11 protein-coding genes are annotated in these 14,674 nt (G+C 29.4%); all 11 read left to right on the top strand.

What is annotated here, in order from left to right; genetic code table 4:
• The first annotated feature begins 195 nt into the window (after positions 1 to 195).
• The 11 genes from uvrB (at position 196) to EHV01_RS00660 (ending at position 14,573) form a co-directional block, all read left to right on the top strand.
• The gene (gene uvrB / locus EHV01_RS00710) at positions 196 to 2,160 is read left to right on the top strand and encodes an excinuclease ABC subunit UvrB (protein ID WP_422065757.1); all 1,965 of its coding nucleotides are present in this window, start codon (positions 196 to 198) and stop codon (positions 2,158 to 2,160) included.
• Positions 2,161 to 2,199: 39 nt separating this feature from the next.
• A complete protein-coding gene (gene hprK, locus EHV01_RS00705) occupies positions 2,200 to 3,123 on the top strand; it encodes an HPr(Ser) kinase/phosphatase (protein ID WP_126820689.1) in 924 nt (307 codons plus the stop codon).
• Between the two features lie 21 nt (positions 3,124 to 3,144).
• Positions 3,145 to 4,350, top strand: coding sequence for a prolipoprotein diacylglyceryl transferase (locus EHV01_RS00700; protein WP_422065756.1), 1,206 nt, complete (start codon positions 3,145 to 3,147; stop codon positions 4,348 to 4,350).
• The gene (trxB, locus tag EHV01_RS00695) at positions 4,334 to 5,275 is read left to right on the top strand and encodes a thioredoxin-disulfide reductase (RefSeq protein ID WP_422065755.1); all 942 of its coding nucleotides are present in this window, start codon (positions 4,334 to 4,336) and stop codon (positions 5,273 to 5,275) included. The genes EHV01_RS00700 and trxB overlap by 17 nt, the downstream gene beginning before the upstream one ends.
• A 63-nt stretch (positions 5,276 to 5,338) precedes the next feature.
• Positions 5,339 to 6,577 (top strand): phosphoglycerate kinase, encoded by a 1,239-nt coding sequence (locus EHV01_RS00690; protein ID WP_422065754.1) that lies wholly within the window; start codon positions 5,339 to 5,341, stop codon positions 6,575 to 6,577.
• 120 nt (positions 6,578 to 6,697) lie between these two features.
• Positions 6,698 to 9,088: a preprotein translocase subunit SecA gene (gene secA, locus EHV01_RS00685; protein WP_422065753.1), complete on the top strand. Its 2,391-nt coding sequence runs from the start codon at positions 6,698 to 6,700 to the stop codon at positions 9,086 to 9,088.
• 64 nt (positions 9,089 to 9,152) lie between these two features.
• Positions 9,153 to 10,088: a DNA-binding protein WhiA gene (whiA, locus tag EHV01_RS00680; protein ID WP_422065752.1), complete on the top strand. Its 936-nt coding sequence runs from the start codon at positions 9,153 to 9,155 to the stop codon at positions 10,086 to 10,088.
• A 64-nt stretch (positions 10,089 to 10,152) separates the two neighbouring features.
• A complete protein-coding gene (locus EHV01_RS00675) occupies positions 10,153 to 11,571 on the top strand; it encodes an APC family permease (RefSeq protein WP_422065751.1) in 1,419 nt (472 codons plus the stop codon).
• 330 nt (positions 11,572 to 11,901) lie between these two features.
• Positions 11,902 to 12,657: a triose-phosphate isomerase gene (gene tpiA / locus EHV01_RS00670; protein ID WP_400248414.1), complete on the top strand. Its 756-nt coding sequence runs from the start codon at positions 11,902 to 11,904 to the stop codon at positions 12,655 to 12,657.
• 106 nt (positions 12,658 to 12,763) lie between these two features.
• Positions 12,764 to 14,296, top strand: coding sequence for an ABC-F family ATP-binding cassette domain-containing protein (locus EHV01_RS00665; RefSeq protein WP_422065750.1), 1,533 nt, complete (start codon positions 12,764 to 12,766; stop codon positions 14,294 to 14,296).
• Positions 14,297 to 14,300: 4 nt separating this feature from the next.
• Positions 14,301 to 14,573: a GIY-YIG nuclease family protein gene (locus tag EHV01_RS00660; RefSeq protein WP_422065749.1), complete on the top strand. Its 273-nt coding sequence runs from the start codon at positions 14,301 to 14,303 to the stop codon at positions 14,571 to 14,573.
• Positions 14,574 to 14,674 lie beyond the last annotated feature (101 nt).

Raw genomic sequence — 14,674 nt, 5'->3', positions numbered from 1 at the left:
TATTATATTTTAACGTTTAAAAAATTTAAAGCAAAAGTATAATCTTACACAAAATTAGTTTTCAAATTGTCATATTGATGATTTTTTTTATTTCATCAAGAGTTTTCGACAAAATTAAAGTTTTATTTTTAAAATAATTATAAGGAAGATTGATATAATTATAGAAGAGCAAAATTATAAAGGAGTAGTGAAATAGTGTTTAAATTAACATCAAATTATTTGCCAGCAGGTGATCAACCCCTGGCAATTGAAAAATTAACTACCAATTTATTAGCAAATAAAAAACATCAAGTTTTATTAGGAGCAACGGGAACTGGAAAAACATTTACAATGGCAAATGTTATTGAAAATTATCAAAAACCAACATTGGTGATGGCACATAATAAAACATTAGCAATGCAATTATATGTTGAGTTAAAAGAAATGTTTCCAGAAAATCGTGTTGAGTATTTTGTTTCAAACTTTGATTTTTATCAACCGGAAGCTTATTTGCCAGGAAAAGATTTATACATTAATAAAGATGCTCGCCAAAATATGGAGTTAGACATGATGCGGTTAAGTGCTTTTAATGCTTTAACAACTCGTAAAGATGTTATTGTCGTGGCTTCTGTTGCTGCAATTTATGGAGCACAAGATCCAAATGAATATAAAAAATCTTTTTTGCAAATTAATCGTAATCAAAAAATTAGTAAAAAAGATTTAGCCAATTTTTTAGTATCATCAGGATATGTTCGTAATGATATTGAATTGATTCCAGGCAGTTTTAGTGCTAAAGGTGATGTAATTAAAATTGTTCCAGGGTGAAATGTTAAAACTTTTATTCGCATTGATTTGTTTGGAGATGAAATTGATGATTTAGCTTATATTGATAGAATTACTGGTGATGTTACACAGCGGTTATCAACATTAACAATTTTTCCAGCGCAAGATTATATTACTTCTCCAGAACGCTTAGCTGAAGCAATTAAACAAATTGAAGCAGAATTAAAAGTTCGCTTATCTGAATTAGAAGCAGCTGGAAAAATTGTTGAATTACAACGTTTAAAACAACGAACTGAATATGATTTAGATTTACTTCGTGAAAGTGGAATATGTTCTGGAATTGAAAACTATTCACGACATTTAGATTTACGTGAAGAAGGTGAAGCACCCTATACTTTGATTGATTTTTTTGGCCAAGATTTTTTAACTATTATTGATGAATCACATATGTCATTGCCACAAATTCGAGCAATGTATAATACAGATCGAAGTCGAAAAGAAACCTTAGTAAATTATGGTTTTCGTTTAAAAAGTGCATTAGATAATCGTCCCTTAAATTTTGATGAATTTAATCAAAAATTAAAAAATGTTATTTATGTTTCAGCAACGCCGGGTGATTATGAATTAGGTTTAGTAAATAATGAAGTGGTTGAACAAATTATTCGTCCAACGGGATTATTAGATCCAACCGTAGAAGTAAAATCAACATTAGGACAAATTGATGATATTATTGAACAAGTAAAAATTCGTCGGAAAAAAAATGAACGTGTTTTTATTACTACTTTAACAATTCGGATGTCAGAAGATTTAACAAGTTACTTACAAGAACAAAATGTTAAAGTTGCATATTTACATAGTGAATTAAAAACTTTAGAACGTAGTCAAATCTTATTGGATTTACGAAAAGGAGTTTATGATTGTATTGTTGGTGTTAACTTAATTCGTGAAGGAATTGATATTCCAGAAGTATCATTAATTTGTATTCTTGATGCTGATAAGCAAGGATTTTTACGAAATGAACGAAGTTTAATTCAAACAATTGGTCGTGCTGCAAGGAATGCGGCTGGGCATGTTATTTTATATGCTGATAGTGTTTCTGAATCAATGCAAAAAGCAATGCGAAAAACTGCTCGCCGTCGGCAAATTCAAGAGGCATATAATTTGAAATATCATATTACTCCAACAACAATTATTAAGAATATTCGTGATTATACTAATATTAAACGTCAAGATGATAAATTACATAACATTAAAAATAAAAAATCAAAAGAATATAAAACAGCTAAAGAAAGATTACTACAAGATTTACGAAAAAAAATGTATGAGGCAAGTAAAAAACTTGATTTTGAACGAGCTGCAGAATTACGCGATATTATTATTGAAATTAAAGCAGAATAATGATTTGTGATAGTATTAATTTACAGGGAGGAACTGGGAATGACAAAGTTTATTGTAAAAGATATTGTTGATAAATTTGGCTACGAGGTGTTAGCTGGAAGGGAAGGTCTTAATCGACCTATTAAAATTTATGGTCTTAATCGACCAGGATTAGAATTAGCTGGCTTTGATTTTGAAAAAAATAATAGTAATCGTCGGGTAGTTTTGTTATCAAATAAAGAGCAATTATTTGTGAATACCTTAAGTGAAAAAGAAAGAAGAGAGCGCTATGAGTATATTTTAAATGAAAATATTCCAATGATTATTTTAACGGAAAAATTTACTGATAAATTATTATTAGAAATTGCGGAAAAACATAGTTGTCCAGTTGTTCGTGCAAGCAATATTACAACAAGTCGTTTATATCAAATGGTATTAGAATTTTTTGATGAACATTTCGCGCCAGTAACAGAAGAACATGCATCATTAATTAATGTTTTTGGAAAAGGAATTTTATTAAAAGGAAAATCAGGAATTGGAAAATCAGAAATGACATTAGAATTAATTAAAAAAAATCATTTGTTTGTTGGTGATGATCGGATTATTATTCAGCAACGAAATAATAGATTATATGGGCAATCACATGAAATGTTAAAAAATTTAATTGAAGTCCGTGGTTTAGGAATCTTAGATTTAAGTAAAATTTATGGTTTGCAAGTGTTATTAGATGAATCAAAAATTGATTTAGTAATTGAATTAATTCATTTAGATGATGAACAATATAAATCAATTGACCGATTAGGATCTAAGTATAAACATATTAAAATTTTAGATACAAAGGTACCAATTGTAACAATTCCAGTTACATATGGGCGTAATGTTAGTGAATTAGTTGAGACAGCAGTTTCAAAATTAAAATTAGATGAAGCAGGAATTTCTTCGATGCAAATTTTACAAGATCGTTTTAAAGAATATTCAAAATAGAATTGAGAAGGAGTTTATAACGTGAATTTAGCAACATGAATTGCCCACGATACTTATGGAAATTGATTTCGTCCTTATTGATTTTTAATTTTTTGTGGTTTTGCAATTACCATTATTTTATCATGAATTAATTTTCGTAAACGTGATATTCCAACGCAAGGATTTTACTGAGGAATTTTTGTGATTACACCGATTGCTTTATTAGGGGCTAGTTTTTTTGGTAAATATGATGTTAAAAATCCAATTTTCTTTTTTACATTATTTGCTTTCTGAGAACCAGGAATGAGTATTCATGGGGGGCTAATTTTTGGTTTAATTGCCGGCTGAATTTGATTTGGTTTTGAATCACGAAAACATAATATTTCGTTATGAGTATATGCTGATTTAATTGCTCCAAATATTTTGTTAGCACAAGCAATTGGGCGATGAGGTAATTTTTTTAATCATGAATTATTAGGAGCACCAATTGCACGCGAACAATTAATGTGATTGCCAAGTTTTATTCGTGATAATTTATTTAAATGATATGTCCCAACTCCGGTACCAAATAATTTTCATCTAACAGAGGCAATTGGGATTAATGGAAACCCTGTTGACCCAACTGATTTTAATAATGTGCAATATTTTCAACCAATTTTTCTATATGAATCATTGGCTAATATTTTATTATGATTCTTAATTGTGATTGCATTACCATTAATATTTCGTTATAGTTATTATTGAAGGTTTAAAAAAGAAGAACCAGATTTTATGCAGTTATCGTGAAAAGGTGTTTGAGCAAAATGATATTATGATATCAAACCAGATCCAATGGTTGTTAATAATTTATCACAACAAGTAAATTTGAAAAAAGTTTATTTTAAAAATAAACATAAGATGACAAAAAAACAAGTGATGAAAGCACACTGGAAATATTGTGGTGCACGATTAAAACAAATTTTTACAGCTGATGTCCGAGAATTAGAAAAAATAGAAAACCCTCATCGTTTAAAAATTTTCCGTTGTGGAATTAAAACTGGGATGTATATTGCTGGTTATAATTTCATTCGGATTATTTTAGAAACACAACGAGATGATCATGATTTATTTTTAAAAAATATGCGAACATTGGATTATGTTATTCTTAGTTTAATGATTGTAATTGGTATTATTTTAATATTATTTGCCCAATGGATAGCTGTTATAAAATGAAAAAAAGGCGGATGATTATATGAAAAACAATACTAATGAAATATATGATATTTTAATTATTGGAGCTGGTCCTGGTGGGATGACAGCAGGAATTTATGCTGCACGAGCAATGGCAAATATTGCAATGATTGAAAAAGGAGCACCAGGAGGAAAAGTAACAAAGACAAGTGAAATTGAAAATTATCCTGGTTTTGATAATATTCAAGGCTATGAATTAGCCATGAAAATGTTTGAACAAACCCAAAAATTAAAAATCCCATATATTGCTGATCGTGTGACAAATATTATAAGACAAGATAATTTGTTTAAATTAGAGTTATTTTCAAAAAAAATCTTATTAGCAAAAGCAGTTATTGTTGCAACCGGAACAGTTGAACGTAAATTAGGAGTGCCTGGTGAATTAGAATTAGAAGGACATGGAGTTTCATATTGTGCAGTTTGTGATGGCGCTTTATATAAAGAAAAAGATGTAGTTGTTGTTGGGGGAGGCTATGCTGCTCTTGAAGAAGCTCTTTATTTAGCGCGCTTTGTTAATAAAGTTTATCTAATTCATCGTCATGATGAATTTCGTGCTGATAATAATATTGTGAATAAAGTAAAAGCACAGCCTAAAATTAATTTTATTGTTGATACAATAGTAACTGAAATTAAGGATGTGACCGAAAAACGGGTGACAACAGTTGTTATTAAAAATGTGAAAACAGGTAAAATTGATAATTTACCAGTTAGTGCTATTTTCCCATATATTGGGGCGATTCCAGTTAGTGATTTTGCAAAAAACTTAGGAGTTTTAAATGAAGAAGGCTATTTTATTGTTAATAATAAATGTTTAACAGCATTGCCAGGATTATATGCCGCTGGTGATGTGACAAATACAACATTACGACAAATTGCAACTGCGATTAGTGATGGAGCAAAAGCAGCGCAATTTGCCTTAGAATACCTTAATAGTTGTCATTAAAAATGTATTTTTTGCGGTAAGATATATATTGGATAAAGATAAAAAAGAAAGTGAGAAGGATTTATGACAAACAAAAAAGAATTAAAAGATGTTCAAGTTAAAGGAAAAAAAGTTTTAGTTCGTGTTGATTTTAATGTGCCAATGAAGGATGGGCAAGTTACTGATGATAATCGGATTACTGCAGCTTTACCCACAATTAAATATTTGTTAGCACAAGAAGCAAAAGTAATTTTATTTTCTCATTTAGGGAAAGTTAAAACAGCTGATGATTTAGAAAAACGTGATATGGCGCCAGTGGCAAAGGTATTAGAACAAAAATTAGGACAACCAGTTAAGTTTATTAATGTTTTTGAAGGAAAACAATTGGAAGAAGCTATTGATGAAATGCATAATCAAGATGTAATTTTATTTCAAAATACACGCTTTGCTGATATTATTAGTAGTAATGGTCAAATTAGTGTTGATAGTGATGGTAAAGCAACTGCAAAACGAGAAAGCAAAAATGATTATGCTTTAGGGAAATATTGAGCAAGTTTAGGTGATGTTTTTGTTAATGATGCATTTGGAACTGCGCATCGTGCTCATGCTTCAAATGTTGGGATTGCAGAAAATATTGCTGAATCATGTTTAGGATTTTTAGTGGAAAAAGAAGTAAAAATGTTGTCACAAGGAGTAGACAATCCAGTTAAACCATTTGTTGCTATTATTGGTGGAGCAAAAGTTTCCGATAAAATTGGGGTAATTGAACATTTATTAACAAAAGCAGATAAGATTTTAATTGGTGGTGGAATGGCATATACTTTTTTTGCTGCTCAAAGTCACAAAATTGGAAATTCATTATTAGAAGTTGATAAAGTTGAAATTGCTAAAACCTTTTTAGCAAAAGCAAAAGGAAAAATTATTTTACCAATTGATGCATTAGAAGCACCTGAATTTGCTGATGTACCAGCAAAAGTTACAACAGGTTTGGATATTGATGATGGTTATATGGGATTAGATATTGGTCCCAAAACAATTGAATTATTTAAAAAAGAATTAGCGGATGCAAAAACGGTTGCTTGAAATGGACCAATGGGAGTTTTTGAGTTTAAAAATTATAGTATTGGAACAAAAGCTGTTTGTGAAGTAATTGCTGAACTAAAAGGAGCCTTTACTTTAATCGGAGGAGGCGATTCAGCTGCAGCGGCAATTCAATTAGGATATAAAGATAAATTTACGCATATTTCAACTGGTGGTGGTGCTAGCTTAGAATATATGGAAGGGAAACCACTGCATGGTATTGAAGCTGTTCAAAATAAATAATATAATAAAACGACAAAATGTCGTTTTTTTGTCAAAATGGAATAACTATGCCAACTATTGTTTTTTATGATAGAATAAATGTGAATGTTTATAATTATATAGAATAGAGGAGATAGTTGAATGGCAGTTAGCGATCGTAAAATTGTAAAAAAACATGGGAAAATAGCAGATAAAATTATGGCGTTAGATGAAACAATGCAAGCATTGTCTGATGATGCATTAAAAGAAAAGACAAATGAATTTAAAACAAAGTTAGCAGAAGGTGCTACATTAGATGATATTTTAGTTGAAGCATTTGCTGTTGCCCGTGAAGCAGCTCGTCGAATTTTAGGATTACATGCTTATCGTGTCCAACTAATTGGGGGCATTGTTCTTCATGAAGGTGATGTGGCTGAAATGAAAACAGGGGAAGGAAAAACTTTAACTGCTTTAATGCCAACATATTTGAATGGTTTAACTGGTAAGGGTGTTCATGTTATTACTGTTAATGAATATTTATCAAGACGGGATTCAGAAATCAATGGTCAAGTTTTTAGTTTTTTAGGTTTAACAGTTGGTTTAAATTCTCGTGATATTACTAAAGATGCAAAAAGAGAAGCATATAGTTGTGATATTACTTATACTACTAATGCTGAATTAGGATTTGATTATTTACGAGATAATATGGTAAAAGTTTACAGCGAGAAAGTCCAGCGAGGATTAAATTATGCCATTATTGATGAGGCTGATTCAATTTTAATTGATGAATCAAGAACGCCATTAATTATTTCGGGGGGACGTCAAAACCGAACACCGCAATATCAAGCAACTGATCATTTTGCAAAATCATTATCACGAGAGAATGATCTTGAAATTGATTTAGAAACAAAACAAGTTTATTTAACTCCAGAAGGAATTACTAAAGCAGAAAAAATCTTTTCAATTAATTCTTTATTTGATATTAAAAATACTGAATTATACCATTTAATCCTAAATGCTTTAAAAACTAATTTTGTTTTTAAAAATGGTGTTGAATATGTTGTTCAAAATAATGAAATTATTTTAATTGATCAGTTTACTGGCCGTTTAATGCCGGGACGTGCTTATAGTGATGGTTTGCAACAATCATTACAAGCAAAGGAACGTGTTGATATTGAAGAAGAAACAGTGACAATGGCAACAATTACTTACCAAAACTTTTTCCGATTATATAATAAATTAAGTGGGATGACTGGTACTGCAAAAACAGAGGAAGAAGAATTTATTAAAATTTATAATATGCGTGTAATTCAAGTTCCAACTAATCGCCCATTAATTCGTCGTGATGAAGCTGATTATATGTTTGCAAATCGTGATGCAAAAATGCAAGCAATGATGAAAGAAATTATTGCTTTGCATCAAAAGGGACAACCAATTTTAATTGGAACAACTTCAGTTGATTCATCAGAAATTGTGTCGCATTATTTACGAAATGCTAACTTAAAATTTGAAATGTTAAATGCGAAAAATCATGAGCGTGAAGCAGACATTATTGCAAAAGCTGGTGAAAAACGAGCTATTACTTTAGCAACAAATATGGCTGGTCGGGGAACAGACATTAAGTTAGGTGATGGTGTTAAAGAAATTGGAGGATTAGCTGTTTTTGGAGTTGAACGAAACGAAGCACGTCGAATTGATAACCAGTTACGAGGGCGAGCAGGACGACAAGGAGATCCTGGTTTTTCGCGCTTTTATGTTGCGATGGATGATGAATTAATGATGCGCTTTGGTGGGGATCGCCTACGTCGAATTTTTGCTTCGTTAGGTTCGGATTTTATTCAATCACGAATGTTAACAAGAGCAATTTCTAATGCACAAAAAAAAGTTGAGGGAATGAATTTTGATCAACGAAAACATATTTTAGATTATGATAATGTTTTAGCACAACATCGTGAAGCAATGTATGCACGACGTGATCAAATTTTAACAGCAACTGATTTAAAACCAATTATTAAAAAAATGCAATATTCGGCAGCTTATGATTTAACCAAAATGTTTGGTAATGAATCGCATGGGGAATGATTTATTCATTATGATGACTTAATTAAGGGGATTAGTGATAAAGTTGTTGCAGTTAATGTGTTAGATAAAGCAGCCATGGAAAAAATGAAGCGAGAAGAAGTTGGTAAATATGTGGCAACAAAAATGAATGAATTTTATTTAGCGCGAACAGAAGATGTTCCTGCTGATGTTATTAATCAAATTGAACGAAGTGCAATTATTACTTCGTTTGATGATTATTGAACAAAACATATTGATCAAGCAAGTAAATTACGAAGTGGAATTTACTTACGAAGTTATGCTCAAACAAATCCATTACACGCTTATGTTGAAGAAGCTGCAAAATTATTTGAGCATATGCAATTATCAATTGCACATGAAGTTGTAATTAAATTATCAAATGTTGTTATTCGCAAAATTGATGGTGATATTCAAGCTGAACCGTTTCATGATTCAGAACAAGAAATTCGAGAATTTAAACAAAAAGGGTAATTAATAAACCACTATGCTAAAGTAGTGGTTTTTCTGTATTATTAAATTAGAATGGGGGATAAAGATGAGCTTTGCGTTGGAAGTAAAAGAGGAAATTGTTAGAAAAGAATTTGACCAAATGTGTCAGAAAGCTTTTTTAACTGGTTTTGTTAAATATAATATGACATTAAATATTAGTAATCATTTTTTTAACTTTGAAGTAACCTCAATTAGTAATATAATTATTCGAACAATTTATACGTTTTTAAAAAATTTATATCAAGTTAAAATTGACATCATTATTGTTCAAGGCACAAAATTAAAAAATAGCAAAACCTTCAGTTTACGAATTAAAGAACGAGCTACTGAAATATTAAAAGACCTACAAATTTTTGATGCAGAAACTAATCAAAAATTTGTTGCCATCTCATCGGAATGAAATGAACGACAACAACGTGCTTATATTGCAGGCATTTTTGTTGCTTGTGGTAGTGTTAATTCACCAGAAACAAGTAATTATCATTTAGAAGTTCAGTTTAATGATGAAGTTTCAGCACAATATTTTCAAAAATTATTGCATAAATTTCATTTTCCATTTAAGATAATTGTCCGTCATGATCGTTATGTTTGTTATTTAAAAAAATCAATTTTAGTTTCAGATTTCTTAAAATTAATTGATGCAATTAATAGTGTCCTTGCTTTTGAAAATACTCGTATTTCAAGGGATATGGTTAATAGTATTAATCGTTTAAATAATATTGAAATTTCAAATCAACAAAAAGCAATTAAAGCTGGGGAAGAACAAGTTGCAATGATTAATTATTTACTTGAACATGATTTGTTTGATGAACTAAATGAAAATACCAAAAAAGTAGCTTTATTACGAATTGCTTATCCCGATGCATCGTTGCAAGATTTGTCAGCATTATTAGAAAATGAAACTAGTATTGAAATTTCAAAATCGGGAGTAAACCACTTATTTCGTGAAATTAAGAAAAAATATTATGAAAATATAAAATAATTTATGTTATAATTCATTTATTATTTTTTATTAAAATAGGTCATTAAAAATGGAGGAAAAACTAATGGGAAAGCCTAAAAAGCACGTTAAATTTTTTGAATTTTTAACTGTTTTTTCAACAGCGGTTGGAATTACAATTGGAATTGGAATTTATTTAAAAAATGATAATTCAGAAGGACATCTTTTATATTTTACTCAAAATCCTTATTTATCAATTGGATTATGGATTTTAGTTGGAATTTTAGGAATGGCAATGATTATGGTCTTTATTGAAGTTACATCAGTAAAAACTAAAAGTGGACATGGGACATTACCATCATTGGCTAATATTTTAATTGGTCGGCAAGTTGGTAGTTTAATAGCATTATTTTATATCTTTTTTTATTTTCCAATTTTATTAGGTCTTTTCCCAATTTTTAGTATTAATGCAATGTTTGATGCACTAGAAGTGCAAAGCATTAGTAAGGAAACACAACATATAATTGCGAGTGCTGTTGGCCTTGTTATTTTAATTTTATTTTACTTAATAAATATTTTTTTCCGAAATGTTGGTAAATGAGTTCAAACAATTGGAACATTTATTAAATTTATTCCTTTACTAGTTAGTCTAGTTATAGGCTTTGTTGCTTCAATTGAAAATAATGTTTTTGATAAATATAGGGAATTAAAGTTTGGTAACTTTTTTATGGGGATTTTACCAGTATTATTTTCATTTGATGGTTTTATTTATGCTGCAGGATTACAAAAAGAAGTTTCTAACAAAAATGTTGTTCCAAAAGCATTATTTGCTGCAATGTTATTTATTACTATTTTTTATATTTTAGAAGTTATTTCTTTGTTTTTAGGAACAAATGATGGTAGTGTTTTTACTTTATTTAAAAATCTCCTTGGTGGTCCAATTGCAAAAGTCTTAATGTGATTTATTATGTTAACAGCATTAATGAGTATTAATGGTTTAACCTTTGTAGCTCCTTCATTTGGAAATACAGTGCAAGAAGAAAATCTTGTTTATATTGGAAAGAAAGAATTAAGTTATCAACAAATTGGTTTGATTCAAATGGCAATTACTGTTTGTTTCAATTTAATATTAATGGGACTTAGTCTTGGCGTTATAGGTGATCCAATGTATTTATTAGATCTTTCTTCTAATGCCGTTAGTTTTACTGCTTTTCTATGTTATATTAGTTTAATTATTGCTGTTTGTGTTAATCGTTATACAAAGCGAGTAGAAGTAGCAAAAGTAAAAGGAATGTATTATTATGCTGGTTTTTCTCTTTTCTTGTTAATAGGTTCAATAGGTTATATTATGTATAATTTCTTTGCTTATAGTAGTAATCATAAAACTTTATATAGTTTATTAATTATTATTGGGGGAACATTAGTAATATGAGGTATTAATGAATTATTATTATGGCATAAAGCAACACCACCTGCTGGTAAAGTAAAAATAAAAACCCCATTGATTAATAATGTTAATCAATAAGATTATAAGTAAGAATTTTGTCAAGTTCATCAGTTTGATGAACTTTTTTTCATCCACCAAGAAGAATATAAACTTTAAAATTATGTTTTTTTAATAAACGGTATAAATCTAAATGAGAATGGCCAGCACTTGAAACAAAAAGAATTTTTTTATTTTTAGTTACTTTTTTCCTTTAATTTTGTCGAAAACTCTTGATATTTATAAAATATACCTAAAATTAAGTATATTTTATAAATATCAAGAGTTTTCGACAAAATTAAAGTATTTTATTAAGAAATCATTAAAATTTAAGTATATAATTAAAATGTTAGATAGAAACGAGGGAGAAGAATGCGAAAACCAATTATTATTGGAAATTGAAAAATGCATAAAACAACGGATGAAACAATTGACTTTTTAAAACAAGTTGATAATGTATGTCATGATTTAAAACTTGAAGCTGGTATTGCAGTACCATTTATTAATTTAGTAGTGGCAAAACAACATGCGCATCATTTAATTATTGCGGCTCAAAATTGTCATTATGAAGATTTTGGGGCTTTTACTGGTGAAATTTCAGTTGAAATGTTGCAAGCTTTAAAGATTACACATGTTATTATTGGACACTCAGAACGTCGTGAAATGTTTAATGAGACAAATGAAACAGTAAACTTAAAAGCAAAAAAAATCTTAGCAAAAGGGATGGTGCCGATTATTTGCTGCGGTGAAACATTACAACAATATGAAAACAATGAAACACAGCAAATTGTTGAAACACAAATTGAAAAAGCATTACAAGGTATTGATTTTGAAGATGCAAAAACAATTGTTATTGCTTATGAACCAATTTGAGCAATTGGGACAGAGAAAACAGCAACAGCTGAGATTGCACAAAATGTTTGTGCAATAATCCGAGCAAAAATTGCTAATCTTTATGATGAAGTAGTAGCAAATATGATACGGATTCAATATGGAGGCAGTGTTAAACCGGAAAATATTCAAGAATTATTAGCTCAGCCAGATATTGATGGTGCTTTGGTTGGCGGTGCTAGTTTAGAACCGAAAACTTTTTTAGGGTTAGTAAAAATAATTAATAATAAAAAATAATAAATAAGATTTTATTTTCAGAAGTTAACCTTGAGTGATTTAACTTCTTTTTATTTTTCTTAAAATAAGATATAATTATATCTTGGAATAAAAGATTGAGGTTAAAATGAGTTTAATTAATATTGAAAATTTAAGTCATGCTAACGGTGGGAAAGTTTTATATAAAAATTCAGCAATTCGAATTAATAAAGGTGAACATTTAGCTTTAATTGGAGCAAATGGAACAGGGAAAACAACATTATTAAGTATTATTTATGGAAAACTTACTCCTGATGAAGCAAACATTGAGTTGCATCCAAGAGTAAAAATTGGTTATTTAGACCAACACCAAGAGTTAGATGGAACATTAACAGTTGATCAATTTTTAAAATTAACATATCAACATTTATTTGAAATTGAGGAAAAAATTCATGCAATTTATGAAAAAATGAGTCTTAATTATGATGAAGATGAACTTGTCAAAGCACTGAAATTACAAGAACACTTAGATCAAAATGGTTTTGAAACAATTGATAAGGAAATTCGTAGTTTAGTTGATGGTTTAGGAATTGATCCAGAAAAATTGAATGTTAAATTATCCGAATTATCGGGTGGTCAACGAGGAAAAGTTATCCTAGCAAAGTTATTATTATCAGAAAATGATTTTTTGTTATTAGATGAACCAACTAACTTTTTAGATTTAGAACAAGTTGAATGATTAGCCAAATTTTTACAAAATTATGAAAAAGCGTTTCTAGTTGTTTCACATGATATTGATTTTATTAATAAAGTAGCAAAAGTGATTTATGCTATTGAAAACTTAAGCATTAATCGCTATGTTGGTAATTATCAACAATATTTAGCATTAAGTGAATTAAAAAATGAACAATATGATAAAGCACAAAAAGGGCAAGAACGTCTAATTAAAAAATTGGAAACTTATGTCGCAAAAAATAAGGCGCGTGCTTCAACAGCAAGAAGTGCCCAGTCACGGCAAAAACAAATTGATAAAATTGAGGTAATGGATAAAAGGCATGAATTAACAAAACCAAAATTTGTTTTTAAATATAAGAGACCAGCTAGTACAACTATTATTAGTGCAGAGCAATTAGCAATAGGATATCAGTTTCCTTTAATTAAGCCATTAACATTTGATATTCGTGATGGTGAAAAATGTATTGTGCGAGGATATAATGGAATTGGAAAAACAACCTTTCTAAATACTTTAGCAGGAAATATTCCTAAGTTAGGTGGAACATTAAAAATTGGTAATGGAGTAGTTATTGCGTATTTTCATCAAATTGAACAATTAATGGATATGACACCAATTGAATATTTAAAAAATTTATATCCAGACTTGGAAGAAGGGCGAATTCGAAGTATTTTAGCCAACTTTGGCGTTAAAAGTACTTTAATGCAAAATCAGATGACAAAATTGTCGGGTGGTGAACAAACAAAGGTTCGGTTATCGGCATTATCTTTACAACCATGTAGTTTACTAATTTTAGATGAACCAACGAACCATATTGATGTTTTGGCCAAAGAAGCATTGTTAGAAACAATTCAAGCCTTTGATGGAACAGTTCTAATTACAACGCATGATATTAATTTTAATGTTAATTGAGCTGACAAGGTGCTTGATTTTGAAACGATGGTTTAGCAATATGATGCAAAAACATTATTTTTATGTCTTATTCTGTGCTGATGAAACACTCTATGCTGGTTATACGGTTGATTTAAGACGGCGCGAAAAAGAACATAATATGGGCATTGGGGCAAAATATACCGCTTTAGCAAAACGACGACCAGTCAAAATAATTTATAGTGAAGAATATGCAACTCGTTCTGCAGCAATGCAACGTGAAGCCGCTTTTAAGCAATTATCACGGTTAGAAAAAATTATCTTTTTGCAAGAACATAATATTAATTTACTTTAATTTTGTCGAAAACTCTTGATATTTATAAAATATACCTAAAATTAGGTATATTTTTAATATATGGAGGTAAATAATTAATGAAAAAAATAATTACAGAAWTA

Source organism: Spiroplasma sp. hy2, assembly GCF_044714365.1.
GTDB lineage: Bacteria > Bacillota_I > Bacilli_A > Mycoplasmatales > Mycoplasmataceae > Spiroplasma > Spiroplasma phoeniceum.
Note: the sequence above shows the minus strand (reverse complement) of the source record. Positions and strands in the feature narration are given on the sequence as shown.